This is a genomic window from Pacificoceanicola niger (genome assembly GCF_048553275.1).
Lineage (GTDB): Bacteria > Pseudomonadota > Alphaproteobacteria > Rhodobacterales > Rhodobacteraceae > Pacificoceanicola.
In genome coordinates this window covers 1-15,502 of the sequence record NZ_JBLZMW010000025.1, presented here as the reverse complement: position 1 = coordinate 15,502, position 15,502 = coordinate 1, and the positions used below count along the sequence as shown (strand labels likewise).

The 15,502-nt window shown below is 57.2% G+C and carries 16 protein-coding genes and 1 pseudogene; 10 read left to right on the top strand and 7 right to left on the bottom strand.

From position 1 onward, the window contains the following. Window positions 1-13: 13 nt before the first annotated feature. The gene (gene dnaA / locus ACN2XU_RS22080) at window positions 14-1,372 is read right to left on the bottom strand and encodes a chromosomal replication initiator protein DnaA (protein ID WP_419412517.1); all 1,359 of its coding nucleotides are present in this window, start codon (window positions 1,370-1,372) and stop codon (window positions 14-16) included. A gap of 484 nt (window positions 1,373-1,856) precedes the next feature. Continuing rightward, window positions 1,857-2,120 (bottom strand): 30S ribosomal protein S20, encoded by a 264-nt coding sequence (gene rpsT / locus ACN2XU_RS22075; RefSeq protein WP_419412516.1) that lies wholly within the window; start codon window positions 2,118-2,120, stop codon window positions 1,857-1,859. A 270-nt stretch (window positions 2,121-2,390) separates the two neighbouring features. Between rpsT and ACN2XU_RS22070 the strand changes: the two genes are divergently transcribed. Beyond that, window positions 2,391-2,576 (top strand): hypothetical protein, encoded by a 186-nt coding sequence (locus ACN2XU_RS22070; RefSeq protein ID WP_419412515.1) that lies wholly within the window; start codon window positions 2,391-2,393, stop codon window positions 2,574-2,576. A gap of 45 nt (window positions 2,577-2,621) precedes the next feature. Here ACN2XU_RS22070 and ACN2XU_RS22065 read toward each other — a convergent pair whose 3' ends face one another. The 3 genes from ACN2XU_RS22065 to ACN2XU_RS22055 form a co-directional block, all read right to left on the bottom strand. Next, window positions 2,622-3,398 carry an enoyl-CoA hydratase gene (locus tag ACN2XU_RS22065; protein ID WP_419412549.1) on the bottom strand — a complete coding sequence of 259 codons (777 nt, stop codon included), beginning with the start codon at window positions 3,396-3,398 and terminating at the stop codon, window positions 2,622-2,624. Window positions 3,399-3,463: 65 nt separating this feature from the next. Continuing rightward, window positions 3,464-4,315 (bottom strand): bifunctional DNA-formamidopyrimidine glycosylase/DNA-(apurinic or apyrimidinic site) lyase, encoded by an 852-nt coding sequence (gene mutM, locus ACN2XU_RS22060; protein ID WP_419412514.1) that lies wholly within the window; start codon window positions 4,313-4,315, stop codon window positions 3,464-3,466. Window positions 4,316-4,394: 79 nt separating this feature from the next. Continuing rightward, entirely contained in the window at window positions 4,395-4,985 is a 591-nt protein-coding gene (locus tag ACN2XU_RS22055; RefSeq protein ID WP_419412513.1) for a hypothetical protein, read from the bottom strand. Between the two features lie 104 nt (window positions 4,986-5,089). On the opposite strand from ACN2XU_RS22055, the gene ubiE reads away from it, so the two are divergent. Continuing rightward, window positions 5,090-5,842, top strand: a complete 753-nt coding sequence (ubiE, locus tag ACN2XU_RS22050; protein WP_419412512.1) for a bifunctional demethylmenaquinone methyltransferase/2-methoxy-6-polyprenyl-1,4-benzoquinol methylase UbiE — start codon at window positions 5,090-5,092, stop codon at window positions 5,840-5,842. Between the two features lies 1 nt (window position 5,843). Beyond that, entirely contained in the window at window positions 5,844-7,379 is a 1,536-nt protein-coding gene (ubiB, locus tag ACN2XU_RS22045; RefSeq protein ID WP_419412511.1) for a 2-polyprenylphenol 6-hydroxylase, read from the top strand. 17 nt (window positions 7,380-7,396) lie between these two features. Here ubiB and ACN2XU_RS22040 read toward each other — a convergent pair whose 3' ends face one another. Together ACN2XU_RS22040 and ACN2XU_RS22035 are read right to left on the bottom strand one after the other, a co-directional pair. After that, window positions 7,397-8,071 carry a flagellar hook capping FlgD N-terminal domain-containing protein gene (locus tag ACN2XU_RS22040; protein WP_419412510.1) on the bottom strand — a complete coding sequence of 225 codons (675 nt, stop codon included), beginning with the start codon at window positions 8,069-8,071 and terminating at the stop codon, window positions 7,397-7,399. Between the two features lie 9 nt (window positions 8,072-8,080). Continuing rightward, a complete protein-coding gene (locus ACN2XU_RS22035) occupies window positions 8,081-11,035 on the bottom strand; it encodes a flagellar hook-length control protein FliK (RefSeq protein WP_419412509.1) in 2,955 nt (984 codons plus the stop codon). A 168-nt stretch (window positions 11,036-11,203) separates the two neighbouring features. Here ACN2XU_RS22035 and ACN2XU_RS22030 point away from each other — a divergent pair, with 168 nt between their 5' ends. From ACN2XU_RS22030 to ACN2XU_RS22000, 7 genes and pseudogenes are all read left to right on the top strand, one after another. Next, on the top strand, window positions 11,204-11,419 hold the full coding sequence (locus tag ACN2XU_RS22030) for a rod-binding protein (RefSeq protein WP_419412548.1): 216 nt from the start codon (window positions 11,204-11,206) through the stop codon (window positions 11,417-11,419). Then, the gene (locus tag ACN2XU_RS22025; protein ID WP_419412508.1) at window positions 11,409-11,756 is read left to right on the top strand and encodes a flagellar protein FlgN; all 348 of its coding nucleotides are present in this window, start codon (window positions 11,409-11,411) and stop codon (window positions 11,754-11,756) included. The genes ACN2XU_RS22030 and ACN2XU_RS22025 overlap by 11 nt, the downstream gene beginning before the upstream one ends. Window positions 11,757-11,953: 197 nt before the next feature. Further along, a complete protein-coding gene (locus tag ACN2XU_RS22020; RefSeq protein WP_419412507.1) occupies window positions 11,954-13,201 on the top strand; it encodes a flagellin N-terminal helical domain-containing protein in 1,248 nt (415 codons plus the stop codon). 79 nt (window positions 13,202-13,280) lie between these two features. Next, complete coding sequence (gene flaF / locus ACN2XU_RS22015) at window positions 13,281-13,658, top strand: flagellar biosynthesis regulator FlaF (RefSeq protein ID WP_419412506.1); 378 nt, start codon at window positions 13,281-13,283, stop codon at window positions 13,656-13,658. Beyond that, window positions 13,655-14,059 (top strand): flagellar biosynthesis repressor FlbT, encoded by a 405-nt coding sequence (gene flbT, locus ACN2XU_RS22010; RefSeq protein WP_419412505.1) that lies wholly within the window; start codon window positions 13,655-13,657, stop codon window positions 14,057-14,059. Before flaF ends, flbT begins: the two co-directional genes overlap by 4 nt. Beyond that, entirely contained in the window at window positions 14,056-14,865 is an 810-nt protein-coding gene (locus tag ACN2XU_RS22005; RefSeq protein ID WP_419412504.1) for a DUF1217 domain-containing protein, read from the top strand. The genes flbT and ACN2XU_RS22005 overlap by 4 nt, the downstream gene beginning before the upstream one ends. Before the next feature lie 197 nt (window positions 14,866-15,062). Next, window positions 15,063-15,272: pseudogene (locus tag ACN2XU_RS22000) on the top strand (transposase); the annotation flags it as partial. Between the last annotated feature and the right edge of the window lie 230 nt (window positions 15,273-15,502).

Here is a 15,502-nt window from a genome sequence, read left to right as displayed (position 1 = left end):
CCAAAACCCGGGCTCAGGCCTCAAGCATCCGGCGCAGCAATTCGATGTCTTCCTCGATCTGGCCATCTTGCTGGCGCAACTCTTCGATGCGCCGCACGCCGTGCATGACAGTGGTGTGATCACGCCCGCCAAAACGGCGGCCGATTTCCGGCAAGGAGCGGCTGGTCAGTTGCTTGCACAGGTACATGGCCACCTGACGCGGGCGCGCGAAGGTGCGGACACGTTTGGGGCCAACAATATCCGACAGGCGAATGTTGTAGTGGTCCGCCACCTTGCGCTGGATCTCCTCGATGGAAATCTTGCGCTCCGATGCACGGAGAACGTCGGCAAGGCTGTCGTGCACGAGGTCCATGTTGATCGGCTTGCCCACAAGCGAGGCAAAAGCGAAAAGGCGGGTCAAAGCACCCTCAAGCACGCGCACGTTCGTGCTGATCCGCTGCGCAAGAAATTCCAGCACGCCGGCCTCGATCTGAAGGCCCGGATAATGGGCGCGATACATCTCGGCCTTGGTCTGGAGAATGCCGAGGCGCAGTTCGTAATCCGTCGGATGCAGATCGACCACAAGACCGGACTGCAGGCGCGAGCGGATGCGGTTCTCCAGATCCTTGATCTCGTCCGGGGCGCGATCCGCCGAAATGATGATCTGCTTGTTCTGATCCACCAGCGCGTTGAACGTGTGGAAAAACTCCTCCTGCGTCGAATCCTTACCGGCGATGAACTGAACGTCATCGACCATCAGAATATCGACGCTGCGGAACAATTCCTTGAAGTCCATCATCCGGCGTTCACGCAGGGCCTGGACGAAGCGATACATGAACTGCTCGGCCGACAGATACAGCACGGTCAGCTGCGGATTGCGGGCACGCAATTCATGCGCGATCGCATGCATCAGGTGCGTTTTACCAAGACCGACGCCACCATAGAGAAACAGCGGGTTGAACGTGACCGGCCCGCCCTCGGCGACCCGCTTGGCCGCCGCATGGGCCAGCTCATTCGGCTTGCCGACAACAAAGGTGTCAAAGGTAAAGCGCGCATCAAGCGGGGCGCCGGGCAACTCTTCCTTTGCGACTTGCGGCGCTGCGGTCTGGGTTTCCGGCTTGACGGCTTTCGGCGCTTCTACGGAATTCGCGGCATCCGCCACGGCGAATGCCAGACGACGAATTGAGGGATTCAACGTAGATATCTGCGAAATCAGCAAATCACCGTAATTCTGGTTTACGTAATTTCCGAAAAAATTGGTCGGTGCATAAAACCGCGCAATTCCTCCCTCTGCTCCGCAATACTCGAGTGGTTCAATCCACGCTTTGTAATTGTTGTCGCCGACCGTCTTGCAAATATTGTCCTGCAAAGCGCCCCATTGTTCGTCAGTCATGTGTCCCCGATCCGTCTCTTCTTACTGCCTTTGCCCGCGCCGAATCCCATCTCCGGCGGCGGTCACAGCGCCTGGACAAAACAACCCTGCCCCATGCGAGCAGCGCATAGGTTTGGCAAGTAGCCATGAGTGTGCAAATTGGCGTCTCCGGCGGCAGCAGGAGCAATGGCCAAAATGACCCGTGTTTTGTCATTGGACACGGCCGGGAATTTCCCGATACTGATACCGCTATTGGCAGCGGCGTTAAGCAGTCAGCTCCTAAGCCGCAAATAACCTCGGCTCGGAACTGGCGACCTGTCCCCCCAGCGATGTGACTCGCCTGATGAAACTACCAAGACTGTGATCGCTCCGGCAACTGATCTTCGTATCTTGACTCGGCTTTTGTGGAAAAGAATCTCTCGGCGCAAAAATATGTTGCTCAATCAACAAACGGCGCCACATATAGTGACGCCGTCCAATTCAAAACCAATATGTGGGATATGGCTTAACCGAGCGCTTTCACGCGGGAGGCCAGGCGCGACATCTTGCGCGACGCGGTATTCTTGTGGAAAACGCCTTTTGTAACACCACGCATCAGCTCCGGCTGAGCGGCGCGAAGAGCTGTCGTTGCGGCATCCTTGTCGCCGGATGCGATGGCTTCTTCAACCTGGCGCAGGAAGGTGCGGATCCGCGAACGGCGGGCTTTGTTTACGGCGAAACGCTTCTCGTTCTGGCGGGCGCGTTTCTTCGACTGGGGCGTATTTGCCATGATGATCTGTCCTGTAACTTCGGGTCTTGGTGTCTGATTTCGCGCGCGAAACGCCATCCTGACCCGAACTCCACTGTCGGACCGATTCTTGCCAAGCGGGCATCACGCGCATGTATAGCGGTTGCCTATAGACGGTTTCGACGATCTTGCAAAGCCCCAAGCTGCGCAGGGCGACAAACTGGCCACAGCGCCGCACACATGTTAGTTTAGGTGTTGCCGATCTGAGCAATGCTGCGGGTCGGGCGCAACACAAAGACAGGGAGGATATCCATGCTTGACGCAATGCAGGCTTCGGAAATGGCCCGTTCGCTTTATCGAGTCCGCGGTGCCAGAGCGGAAACCGACGTTGAGAAAAGGATCGCGGATCTCGATCAGGCCGGAAAAACCAGCGAGGCGCAGAACTGGCGCATGATTCAGGCTGCGATTTCAAAGATGGGCGCGCCAAAAGCGTCCTGAAGCACCGTGCCGACAGCCCGGACCGCCAAGCCCGGGCCAGCCGGATCAACGATCGCGGAACTGCGCCGCGCGCTTTTCGGTGAAGGCTGCCATGCCTTCCTTCTGATCTTCGGTCGAGAACAGCGAGTGGAACAGGCGACGTTCGTAGAGCAATCCCTCGGAGAGCGTTGTCTCATAGGCGCGGTTGACCGCCTCCTTGACCGCAAGCGTGCTGAGAATTGACTTCTCGGCAATCTTGTCCGCTGCGGCGCGAGCCTCTTCCATAAGCTGCTTGGCGGGAACCACTCGGCTCACCAAACCGGACCGCTCCGCTTCCTCCGCATCCATGAAGCGCCCTGTCAGGTTCATCTCCATTGCCTTGGACTTGCCCACAAAGCGCGTCAGGCGCTGCGTGCCACCAAGGCCCGGCATGACACCGAGATTGATCTCGGGCTGGCCGAATTTGGCGTTGTCCCCAGCGATGATGAAGTCACACATCATGGCCAGCTCACAGCCACCACCGAGCGCATAGCCCGCCACGGCAGCAATGATCGGCTTGCGTGTCCTGCAGATCGTATCGCCTTCACGACCGAAGAAATCCGACAGGAACATGTCGACATAGCTCTTCTCCGACATTTCCTTGATGTCGGCCCCGGCGGCGAACGCCTTTTGCGAGCCGGTGACGATGATACACCGCACCTTGTCGTTCTTGTCGGCTTCCGTAAGAGCCTCGCCCAGTTCACTCAAAAGATGAGAGTTGAGCGCGTTGAGCGCGTCAGGGCGGTTCAGTTTGATCGTGCAGACGTGGTCTTCGATTTCGACGATGATCGTCTCATAGGCCATGTGGCTCGGCTCCGGTCCATTTCCGTCAGTCGTCAACGCTTACCATCCTTAACGGACGGTTCAAGCTATCTTTGGCATGTCGGGCAGTAGAAAGAGGACCGGCCCGACTGAACGATTCGCGCGATTGTGCTGTTACAGCCCGGTGTCCTGCAGGGCTCGCCTTCACGCCCGTAAACGTCGAAACTATGCTGAAAATATCCAAGTTCTCCATCAGCTTGACGGAAATCCTTGAGCGAAGACCCGCCCGCGAGGATGGCCTCTTCCAACACTGTTCGCACGATGGGAACCAAAGCGGAAAGCCGCCTTTCCGCAATCCGATTGACGCGACGTGCTGGGTGAATTCGGCCACGGTAAAGCGTTTCGCAAACGTAGATATTCCCAAGGCCAGCGACGATTTTTTGATCAAGTAGCGCGCTTTTGATCGGCATGGACCGCCCCTTGAGCGCGGAGATCAAGTGAGATTCGCTAAACCCGTTGCCCAGCGGCTCCGGCCCGATGCTCGCCAGCAGGGGGTGCGCCTCTGCGGTTGTGGTCGGCAGCAGATCCATCGCGCCGAAGCGCCGCGGGTCATTGAAGGTAACACGCGCCCCATTCTCCATATCGAGTACGACATGGTCGTGTTTTTCCGCCGCCGGGTGCTCGTGCACGAACTGCCCGAGTGGATCGCCGGAAACCAACATGCGCCCCGACATGCCAAGGTGAATAAGCAAGCTCTCCCCGCGATCCAGATCCGCGAGGATGTATTTCGAACGCCGCCGCAGGCCGAGAACCCGCGCACCTTCCAGACGCTCGGCCATTCGCTCCGGAAAAGGCCAGCGCAGATCAGGCCGGTTAACCTGAGCCCGTGTGATCCGTTGGCCCTCCATCGCAGGGGCCAACCCCCGTCGGACGGTTTCAACCTCGGGCAGTTCGGGCATGTCATGTTCCATTCAGTGGTCGCGCAGGTGCCATGGCATTTGTGTTGCGCCCACCGGTAATTTCAAGGGCGAAGACCGCTCAGCGCCCGTTGATCTCCAGAGAATGGATAAACAGATCCTTGAGATCATCATGCCCGCGAATCCAACGCAGAATGAAGGCGCTCCGACCGTCTTCGAACTCAAGACGATAAGATTCCGACGCGTCCTGCTCGGCATGTGTCAGGTCGGCCAGATCATAGGTTTGATGTCGGAACAGCCAGTCGGTCTTATGCAGGGTGCTGCCATCCAGAACGATCCGCGTTTTCCAGTTTATCGTGCAAAGGTAAATGCTTGCGGCAAGCAGGATTGCAAAGGATACCCAGTCTGCCATGCTCTCGACCTGATCCATTTTGAACATCAGGATGATAATCCAAACGATGAGAAGCGGAGGAAGGTACCTTGCCCCCGCCGTCGCCTCGAACAGGGCAAGATCTCCGAACACCTTGGGTTTCGAACGCGAGCCGAAATGATAAATGGTGCGCACGTCGCCGCCCGTGTCATCCGCGAGGTTCCTGCGGCGGGGCTGCCCTTTGCGAATATCCTTGAAACCGAGCAGCATGCGCATTGGCCGGAACCGGATCAGCGGAACCAGCAACATCGGCAACAGAATGTAGACAAGCAACATGCTCATGGCACTGGAAACCTTCGCTTTGCGCGGATTTGACCGTTTGTTCTTTGACTTCTTCAAGTTTAAGGACAAATGCGACCCAACGAAGGCCGGATCGGATCCATTGCATGACTGAACAGCAGGACAACACCACGCATTTCGGGTTTCAGGACGTACCCGAGAACGAAAAAGCCGGACGCGTGCAGGGCGTGTTCCAATCCGTTGCCTCGAAATACGACATCATGAACGACGCCATGTCGATGGGCATTCATCGCATCTGGAAGGATGCCATGATGGACTGGCTTGCACCGCGCCCCGGCCAGCGTCTGCTCGACGTGGCGGGCGGCACCGGCGACATCTCCTTCCGCTTCCTCAAGCGGGCGGGACATGGGCATGCGACGGTCTGTGACCTGACCGAACCGATGCTGGTGGAGGGCCGCAAACGCGCGGAAGCCGACGCCATGGCTGATCAACTCGACTGGGTCGTCGGCGACGCCATGGCGCTGCCTTTCGCGGACAACAGCTTTGACGTCTACACGATTTCGTTTGGCATCCGGAATGTGACTCGCCCACAAGAGGCGCTGAACGAAGCGTTCCGCGTGCTCAAACCTGGCGGGCGCCTGATGGTTCTGGAATTCTCACAAATCCCGAACGATCTGATGCAGAAGGTCTATGACCTGTACTCCTTCAACATCATTCCGCGCATGGGTCAGGCGATCGCCGGAGATCGGGAAAGCTACCAATATCTCGTTGAATCCATCAGGAAGTTTCCCGACCAGGAGACATTCCTCGGCATGGTGCGCGCGGCTGGTTTCGAGAATGCCAAATACCGCAACCTGACCATGGGCGTCGCCTGCCTGCACTCCGGATGGAAAATCTGAGATGCGCGGGCCTCACAACATCTGGCGACTGATCCAGACCGGCGCAACGCTTGAGCGCACCGGCGCCATGCGCGCCGTGCTGGACGCGATGGAAGCTCCGGCGCCCCTGCGCGTCGCTGCACGGATTCTAGGCTGGCCCTTTGCGTGGCTGGGAGAAAAAGGTGATCCTTCGATGCCGGCTCCGGCCCGGGCTCTCTCCGCCCTGGGACCAGCCTACATCAAGTTCGGACAAATCCTGTCGACACGGCCCGATGTGGTTGGTGATGACATGGCGCAAGAGCTTCGCATTCTGCAGGACAAACTCCCACCATTCTCGATAGAGCAGGCTAAAAAAGCCGTCGAAGCAGAGATCGGTCGCCCGATTGATGAGGTTTTTTCCGAGTTTTCCGAACCCGTTGCGGCGGCCTCGATTGCGCAGGTCCACAAGGCAAGACTCGCGGAAACCGGAGAGATCGTCGCGGTCAAGGTGCTGCGCCCGAACATCGAACGCCGCTTCCGCCGCGACATCGATGCGTTCTACTTTTCCGCCTCGGTCATCGAGTTTCTCTCGCCCGCTTCCCGTCGTCTGCGGCCAACCGAAGTGATCGAGCACTTTGAAGGCGTCGTCATGGGTGAGCTCGACCTGCGCCTTGAGAGCGCCGCGGCGAGCGAATTTGCCGCGAACACCGTGGACGATGATGGCTTTCAACTACCTGAAATCAAATGGAACTACTCCGGTCGCCGGGTGATGACACTGGGCTGGGCAGATGGACTGCCGCTTGGCGACAACGCGGCGCTCGATGCGGCGGGGCACGATCGGGTCGCCCTGTCCGAACGGGTTCTGCAACTGTTCCTGAGCCACGCTCTGCGTGATGGCTTTTTTCATGCGGACATGCATCAGGGAAACCTCAAAGTCGCCTCGAACGGCGATATCATTGCCTATGACTTCGGCATCATGGGCCATATCGACGAATACACCCGCCGGGTTTACGCTGAGATCCTCTATGGGTTCATCCGTCGTGATTATCGTCGCGTGGCCGAAGTGCATTTCGAGGCCGGATACGTCCCTGCAGACCGGGATGTGGATGAATTCGCCCGCGCGCTCCGCGCCGTGGGAGAGCCAATCTTCGGGATGGATGCCACCGGTATTTCCATGGGTAAGCTGCTGGCCTACCTGTTCGAAGTAACGGAACGATTCGGCATGGAGACGCGAACCGAGTTGATCCTTCTGCAGCGAACGATGGTCGTTGTCGAAGGCGTGGCGCGCTCTCTCAACCCGAAAATGAACATATGGACGGTCGCACGTCCCGTTGTCGAAGAGTACATCAAACAGAGCATAGGGCCCCGTGCCGTGGCCAGCGACCTTGGGAAGACATTGCGGGTCCTCTCACGCTTTGGTCCGCGACTGCCCGGCCTGGTCGAGGCCGCTCTGGTACGGCAATCACAGCCGCCCCCGATCCGCTCGCATTCGCAATGGCCAGGAAGAGTGCTTTTCCTCACCATTGGGCTGGCTATCGGCGGCGGCATCGTTTTTCTGGCCGAATTCCTGTCGACCTAGGCACATCTCCGACGCGCTTAATAGATCGGCGATCTTAGGCCATCAATCAGGGACGGCGGGACTTCAGTGCCGTCCGACAGGCGAACAAGAACATCGTCGCCCTGTGTGCGCACCTCTGTAATCCGGCTGTAGGCCTGCGGGGTCGTCACCTCTATCATTTCATCTCCGACGTAGTGCTCAATCTTGAAACTATAGATGTCGACGGGCAGCAGATTGCCATCCGCATCCGCGCCAGTCCACATAATGTCTTCTGGTAAGTCATCGAGTTCGAAAGTTTGAACCGTATCTCCAGCGGAGTTCTGGACCAACAGCTTGGCCCGCGTTGCGTTGTCTGCATAATCGGCCCGGATAGCGATAGGACTGTCGCTGAAGAGCACAGGAGAGCGCGTCAACGCCTCCTTTCCGATCCATCCGCTCGCCTGTTGCAATGCGTTGCCAGCGAGCTTTTCGCCCATATCTTTCAACAAGTTGTTCGTTTGAATCTGCTGCTCGACAGAGGAGAATGTCGCAAGCTGCGAGGCATAGTCCGTTGCGTCGATCGGGTTTAGCGGGTCCTGATTCTGGACCTGAACCGTCAACATTGTGACAAATGTATTGAAGTCCGAGGCCAAGGCAGAAGAGTTTCCGCCCTGAGTACTCTTGGTGCTGCTTGTGGCCGCCGCAGCGGACGTGGAGCTAATTGCATCAACCATTCTGGTTCCTCATACTCTGATATCGAGACCGTCCATCGAGGCGGTCAAACTCTGTTGAATTTCAGCGGCGGGTATCGCCGTATCGGTCGATGTGCCGACCGGTCCTTCACGGCCCCGCTCCTCAGCACCGTTATTTGCGTCATTCTGTCCCGTGCCCTCACCAAACGAGAAATTCGCAGTTTCATAACCCGCCTCCGCAAGATCGCGGGCCAACTGGTCAATATTGCGCCTCAGCAGGTCGAGGGTCTCCGGCCGGTCGGCTTGGATATGAACTGTCATGCCCTGCTCACCGGGCGTCATGTGCATCCTCACATGACCAAGTTCCTCTGGGCTCAAACGCACTTCAATCTTGCCCTCAGAAAGCCTGGGGATCTGATCCATGATCTGCCGCAGGACCATCGTCGGCGCATGCGGTGTCTGAGCTGATTGACTACCTGTTTGCAAAGGCAGCGTCGTCCCGGTTCTCAATTCATTTGTCGCGCGCATCATCGAGACGTCGAGCTCCTCCTCTTGAGATCGAACCCGACCTTGATCAAAGAGCGATGGCCTTGGCGTTTCGGCGGGACCGACATTCGGCGCCGCAGCGACCGACATCGTGCGAGGCGGCGCCACCGGCTCTGTAGTAGCCCGCTCGGAGCCCCTTCGTTCCTCGGTCAAAGCAGTGCGCTCTTGCCTGAGTACATCGCCGCGCGCTTGGTTCCGTTCGAAATTTTGGTTCACAGATAGCTGGCCTGAAGCTATCGCTTTGGCACTGAACCGATTCGGAATGGGCGTTTCATCGATCGAAGGCGCTCCACCCTGCTGAGACGCGTCGCCAGGCGCTGGATTCCTGAACGGCGGTTGCTGAGTAAACACTTGGACGGAAGCAGCCGGACTTGCTGCTAGATGGCGGGCCGTATCGGCAGCAGCCGCTCCCGGCCCCACGGCCTGAGAGTTGGGTTTCGAGGATACATCGAAAGCCACAGAAGATCTTCCGACCATATCCACATCCGCCTCAGTAGCCAAAGAAGCCCTTGGCGAGCCAACAGCTCCGTTGCGCAGGTTGGATTGCAGAACCGCCTGTGGATTCGACCTGGATTCAGGCCGTAGCGTTTCGTTCTCATTCGTATTGGGCGCAGAAAATCCTTCACGATTTCGCTCCCGAGCCGCAGTTGTTACGCTCGCATCTAACTTGGAATTCGCCTCTCCCGTGATCGAAGGCCTGTTCGGCTGGCCGATCCAATCCGATTTGTCGCCTCTCGCTGGCTCGAAATTTGAAGTCTTTGGATCACTATCTTGGCCGCCGCTTGGAACCATCTCGATTTCGCCGCGAGAATGAGAACCTTGCGTCCCTCTAGCCGCCTGGTCACGCAGACCTGGCTCCATTGAGCCGCCATTCATTCGCACATCAATTGCGATCGAATTTTCGGCGCGCGCAAGTTTTGACATAGCAAAACTGTCTGCAGACGCATTTCCACGTCCAGATTTGACCTGATCGCTGAGCTGCGCCCCTTCCCGAGCTTCCCCTATGCTTGAAGCGTGGGTACTCAAAAGCGAGTGACCAAACTTAATCTGCGGCCTGCCTTCCGATAGTGCAGCTTGCGCCTGCGCAACATCGGAGGCGTCCATCCGTGACAACACGCCGCGGTTTATACCCCCAACGCCTCGGCCGACTTCGCCCGGGAGCATCTGATCACGACGACTTTCAATCGATGTTTGGATAGCGTTTGTGGTGCCTGAAGCGAAAACGCCACTGGATCGCGCTCTCTTCTGGTCGACAGACCCCGCCGGTGGCATCCGCGCGGTGGTTTCGGCCATCATGCCGCCATCGGCACGCCGCGCGGCCAAAGCCCTTGTCCAGGAATATGGGTCGCTGGGTCCCGGTTCGGTTGTAAACTTCGGCTCTCCATTGCGAACCACCTTGTCTCCCGCGTCTTGAGGTCTTGCAGTGTTGCTTGCTGACGCCAATTCTGTCGCACGGGTCGTCACAAAGGTTTGGTTTTGCGTCGGCCTCGTGCCTTTCGCCGCCGCCAAACGGGCAGCCATCATCGCATCAGTCTGCACCTGACCATTCTGGACATCGGCTCGACGTCCAATCATTGCCCCGCCTTCGTCAGCTCGCCCCGAACCCGTAGCGCCCGATCCCACCGTTTGTGCGCCCGCTTTCGCCAGACTATCCGCCGTCGCTCCGCTCTGGCCGATACCATTTTCCTGATCCCGGCTAGCCAGGGTCCCTCGGTTGTCTAGGGTGCTTCTTTCCAAGCCGCGCGAGTCAAAGTCCGTCCGTTTCAATGCAGCGTCGGCCGCAATTTCCGGAGGCAGAACCGATCTCGTGCGATCCCCTCTCCCGGCGACGTCCATTGAGGTACCGTCGGCCGAGGTCAAATTCCTGTCGGATTCTATTGATCGCCTGTCACCGGCTTTAAGAATCTCAGCATGCGCAGGATGCTCGTTTTCGACCAATGGTCCATCGGACCCGGGAAGGGGCATAAACGCTTCTTTTTCCCGTTGCGCCCGTCCAGGCTCTACGGTTTCAAAAGATCCGTTTCTATCGCTCGCAGAATCCTTTCGGCGTGGAGCGATCCTATCCGCTGACGGGGTAGCCAACGTGAACTCTTGACCTGTGTCAGCGGCGTCCAAGTCTGCGGTCAATCCATACTCATCAGACGCATCGTCGAAAGAACCCGTTTCAACCCTCTCATCGCCTGCCGCTACAGCATCCGAACGGCCCAGAGCCTTGTCTAGCGCAGCTTTTCTCGATCCGGGTTCCACCGGAGTGTTGCTAAGAGGAGAGTCTTTGGCATCGTTTTCCGGAGCTCCAGCTTCGTCTGGCTCCGCCACAAACTTTTCTTTTTTATCAGGCATCTGGTCAGCCGCGTTTTCGAACACCGCAGCAAAATCGGCCCCTTCACCTTTCGGTTTAGCCGTTTCGCTGGCGTCAGGTTTGGCCGTAAGGCCAAGAAACGTAGTCAGGTGGGTAAGCATCGGTGTGACTCCGGATTTCTTCCGTTGCCACTTTCTAAATCCAACATCCTTACCGGTTCTTTACCGCAATCACAGAAAACTTAGACAAGTGAGTCGAATTGGAGAGATACCTTGGACATCCCACCGCTGACTACCAAATCACCACATTCTCAGGACAAGGCCCTGCGCATGGCTGCTCAGGAACTTGAAGCCAGCTTTCTTGCGGAGATGTTGCGCTCTGCAGGAGTTGGAAAGACCCCGGAAGCTTTCGGAGGGGGAGCGGGTGAAGATCAATTCTCGTCCTTCCTTGTTCAGGAACAAGCTCGCGCGATGGCCGCTCAGGGCGGGATCGGACTGGCAGATGCACTTTACAAATCAATGCAGGAGAAAATGAATGACCGCTGAAGATACATTGGGCCGCCTCAAGACCCTCATCAACGCAGAACGGGAAGCCCTGATGGAGGGCGATTTCGGAAGAATCGCTGAACTCATGGAGGAAAAGGAAATGCTGGCCGGCACCCTGGCCGAAACCGATCACAGTGAAGCGGATGTCGCGCCGCTGCGCGATGGTTTGCGCCGAAATCAGGAACTCTTTGACCACGCCCTTGCAGGTCTCCGAAACGTTGCCAACAGAATCGGAGAGGCCAACCGAGTTCGTAAATCCCTTGAAACATATGACGAAAACGGACGGCGCACGACTCTGAGCACCCCCGTACCCAACAAACTCGAACGCAGAGCCTGAAGATTTCATTCAAATTGGCGGCAAAGCGGCCGAGGCAATTAGCGCAACGTTAGTACTCTGAATCCATGTTGGCCTTGCACTCGAAAGGGTGGCGCAGATCGGGGAAACCCCGGACTGCACACGTCAGAAAGACGTCAGAGATGCCGTAACCGGCAAATGAAACCGGCGCAAAAGCGCCTTTTAAGCAAGGACAAAATATGTCTAGCATCCTGACGAACAACGGCGCCATGGTGGCGCTTCAGACTCTTAAGTCGATCAACTCCAACCTCGGCACAACCCAGTCGGAAATCTCGACCGGCAAGCGTGTTTCCAGCGCCAAGGACAACTCTGCCGTCTGGGCGATCTCCAAGGTCATGGAAGCCGACGTGAAGGGTTTCAAGGGGATTTCGGATAGTCTTAATCTCGGTCAGTCGACCGTTGCAGTGGCCCGTCAGGCCGCCGAAACAACGACCGAGCTGCTGACCGACATCAAAGGCAAAATCGTCGCCGCGCAAGAAGAGAACGTTGATCGGGACAAGATCCAGACCGACATCAAGGCGCTCCGTGATCAAATCTCCGCTGTCGTGGGCGCTGCCCAGTTCAACGGTCTGAATCTGCTGTCCAACACCAGCAACGAAGCGAACTCCGGCAGCATCAACATTCTGGCGTCCCTTGACCGCTCGGGAGCAGGCGTTGATGCGTCCGACATCAACGTTTCCAAGCAAGACCTGGGCACCGGTGCCTCAGCTGCGGGCACTGTTTCTGTTAACGCCGGCTCGACAAACACTGTCAACGATGGCGCGTCTGGTGTCATGGCGACCTTCGCAGAAGATACCGCAGGCGGCGTCACCGCTGGTAACTCCTACGAGATCCAGGCAGCTGGTACTACGAAACTGGGCCTCTCTGCTGACGTTGCCTATGTCGCCCGCGACGGCGATTCCTTGTCAGACGTTGTGACTGGTATGGTCGCCGCGCTGAACAAGCAGGCGACCGAAGATGGTGTTGATGTCACCTTCGCCGCAACCAGCAACGCAGGCGAGATTTCGGTCACCAACAACACTGGAACCAACTTCGCTGCCTTTGCTGCAGGGGATGTTCAGCAGTCCGCTCTCGACGGATCGGAAAATAACGGCACGATCGGTGGCCGTCTCGCTGCTCTGAGCGACATCGACGTGACGACACAGGAAGGCGCAGACGCCGCGCTGGAAGAAATCGAAGGTCTGATCCAGATTTCGATCGACTCTGCCGCGAACTTCGGCTCCGCGCAAGGCCGCATCGAAACCCAGACCGATTTCATCTCCGGTCTAACCGATGCACTGAAGTCCGGCATCGGCACTCTTGTCGACGCAGATATGGAAGAGGCATCGGCACGCCTCCAGGCTCTGCAGGTTCAGCAGCAGCTGGGCGTTCAGGCTCTGTCGATCGCCAACCAGGCTCCGCAGCAGCTCCTGTCGCTGTTCCGCTAATCTTGGATTTCGGAGGCCGGGCGACCGGCCTCCGATATTTGAACACTCTTCAGCTAACTCATAACCAGAAGGTTCTGCAGTGAACGCCCAAACCCTAGCACAGCGTGCCTATTCCCAAACCGGTCGGACAACAAAGACCCTCCGCGGCACCGAATATGAACTGATTGCGCGCACAACGCACCGCATCAAAGCGGCAGCGGAAGCGGGCCCTCTCGCCTATCCGAGGCTGGTCGAGGCGCTCTCTGACAATCAACGGCTCTGGACTTTTCTTGCAGCCGATGTCGCTGACAAGGACAACGCACTGCCTCAGGAACTGCGTGCGCGTATCTTCTATCTTGCCGAATTTGTGCAACAGCACACGAGCAAGGTTTTAATGAAGAAAGGCCGGATTACGCCGCTTCTGGAAATCAACGCTGCCATCTTACGTGGATTGAGCGGCAGGAGGAATTCAAGATGAGCGGTCTGGTATTGAAGCTCGGGCCTAGGGAACGCGTTCTGATTAACGGTGCCGTTATCGAAAACGGCGATCGACGCAGCAGGCTTTCTATCGTGACCCCGAACGCCAATGTTCTTCGACTTCGCGACGCCATTCACCCAGACGAGGCTCAGACGCCCGTCAGGCGCCTGTGTTACTCTGCACAGCTTGTACTCACCGGCGACGCGGACCCCGGCGAAGCGAAACGTCAGATTTTGCCTCGTATTGAAGAATTGAGCCAGATTTTGGTGGATCCTGACAGCCGACGCCTGTTGACGCAGGCAAGCAGCGCGCTGCTCGGAGAACAGTACTATCAATGCCTTAAAGCCTTGCGTGCATTGATCCCCCGAGAGGACCGGCTTCTGGCCGCGCCCAGCCAATGAGCTTTCAACCTATCATCGTTGGCTCCGGATTGGTTGGATGGCAGTTTCTCAAAGCCACCAACGACACGCAGAAGGCGGTTTTCAACAAATCAAACGAGATGGTCCGGGACACGGACTACTTCAAAGAAAACATCCAATCCGTAAAGACAGCCGAGGATCTGGTTTCTGACAGGCGCCTGCTTCGGGTCGCTCTTGGGGCGTTCGGGCTCCAAGACGATATCAATAATAAATTTTTTATTCAAAAAATCTTGGAAGAGGGTGGCGTCAATAACGATGCGCTTGCCGTTAAGCTCTCGGATGAGCGATACAAGGAATTCGCTTCTGCTTTTGCCTTTGATTCACCTATCGGCTCCAGAACCCAATTGAGTTACTTCGGTGAAGAAATCGTCTCTAAATTCCGGGAACAATCTTTTGAGGTCGCCGTCGGAGATCAGGACAATGATTTACGATTGGCGCTGAATTTTAGTCGGGCCCTTCCAAACGTGGCAGAGTCAGATTCATCTGCCGACACAAAGTGGTTCCGAGTAATGGGAACGACTGCATTGCGGTCAGTGTTTGAGACCGCGCTGGGATTGCCCAGTAGTTTTGCGCAAATTGACCTCGATCAGCAAATTGAGGTGTTTCGAGATAAGGCACAAAGCCGCTTTGGTGTTTCGGAGGTCGACGACCTTGCCGATCCTGAGGTCATGGACAAGATAGTGCAGACCTTTCTTCTTCAGTCGCAAGTCAAACAGTCTTCCGCAACAAGCTCGGGCACTATTGCTCTATCGCTTCTGCAATCAATCCCTCGTACGTCCCTTCTCTGAATTTGACCTGCCCCCCACGAAATCCCTCAGTGTACTGTAGAGCCTGCGCCAACCCTGAAGGAGCAGACAAATGAGAAAGAGCCGCTCCACCGGTTAAGGGGACCGCGGCCACCGTGGGGCCGCGCAAGCCCCGTACCAGATAATCGGGATGATCAAGGAGCAGGGTTCAAGCGTTAAGTGATTGATCCGGTGGATCAATCAGAGCGCAGAACGGAATACTGACCGCTGAGGTATGCCGCATGCATGGCCTGAGCACCGCCACCTTCTACAAGCTCAAGGCGAAGTATGGCGGGATGGACGTGTCCAAAGCGGCCTGGCTGAAGTCGCTGGAAGACGAGAACGCCAGGCTCAAACGCTTGCTGGTTGACACCATGTTGGACAAGGTCGTCTTGAAAAACCTGCTGGGAATGGGGTGGCATTGTTGCAGAAGTGTCGGTTAGGGCGTGACGACCCCTTCCCCCGTAGGGGCTATGCGACGCGTACGATTTCGGCGGTGCCGAGGGCCGAGAAGCTGTTGATGAGGGCGATGCGGATGTGGATTTCGGCGGTCTGGCGGTCGGGGGGTAATCCCCCCCGATTTTAAGGGGCTGCAAACGTAGAATTTTCTCGGCAAGATGAACGAGGAGATTTCGAATGA

Excerpts from the sequence above, each read along its gene's own strand:
- ACN2XU_RS22035 (WP_419412509.1), bottom strand. The coding sequence starts at position 11,035 with ATGCTTACCCACCTGACTACGTTTCTTGGCCTTACGGCCAAACCTGAC.
- mutM (WP_419412514.1), bottom strand. The coding sequence starts at position 4,315 with ATGCCCGAACTGCCCGAGGTTGAAACCGTCCGACGGGGGTTGGCCCCT.
- ACN2XU_RS22030 (WP_419412548.1), top strand. The coding sequence starts at position 11,204 with ATGGCTGCTCAGGAACTTGAAGCCAGCTTTCTTGCGGAGATGTTGCGC.
- flbT (WP_419412505.1), top strand. The coding sequence starts at position 13,655 with ATGAGCGGTCTGGTATTGAAGCTCGGGCCTAGGGAACGCGTTCTGATT.
- ACN2XU_RS22055 (WP_419412513.1), bottom strand. The coding sequence starts at position 4,985 with ATGAGCATGTTGCTTGTCTACATTCTGTTGCCGATGTTGCTGGTTCCG.
- dnaA (WP_419412517.1), bottom strand. The coding sequence starts at position 1,372 with ATGACTGACGAACAATGGGGCGCTTTGCAGGACAATATTTGCAAGACG.
- ACN2XU_RS22020 (WP_419412507.1), top strand. The coding sequence starts at position 11,954 with ATGTCTAGCATCCTGACGAACAACGGCGCCATGGTGGCGCTTCAGACT.
- ubiB (WP_419412511.1), top strand. The coding sequence starts at position 5,844 with ATGCGCGGGCCTCACAACATCTGGCGACTGATCCAGACCGGCGCAACG.
- ACN2XU_RS22025 (WP_419412508.1), top strand. The coding sequence starts at position 11,409 with ATGACCGCTGAAGATACATTGGGCCGCCTCAAGACCCTCATCAACGCA.
- ubiE (WP_419412512.1), top strand. The coding sequence starts at position 5,090 with ATGACTGAACAGCAGGACAACACCACGCATTTCGGGTTTCAGGACGTA.
- ACN2XU_RS22065 (WP_419412549.1), bottom strand. The coding sequence starts at position 3,398 with ATGGCCTATGAGACGATCATCGTCGAAATCGAAGACCACGTCTGCACG.
- ACN2XU_RS22040 (WP_419412510.1), bottom strand. The coding sequence starts at position 8,071 with ATGGTTGATGCAATTAGCTCCACGTCCGCTGCGGCGGCCACAAGCAGC.
- ACN2XU_RS22005 (WP_419412504.1), top strand. The coding sequence starts at position 14,056 with ATGAGCTTTCAACCTATCATCGTTGGCTCCGGATTGGTTGGATGGCAG.
- ACN2XU_RS22070 (WP_419412515.1), top strand. The coding sequence starts at position 2,391 with ATGCTTGACGCAATGCAGGCTTCGGAAATGGCCCGTTCGCTTTATCGA.
- rpsT (WP_419412516.1), bottom strand. The coding sequence starts at position 2,120 with ATGGCAAATACGCCCCAGTCGAAGAAACGCGCCCGCCAGAACGAGAAG.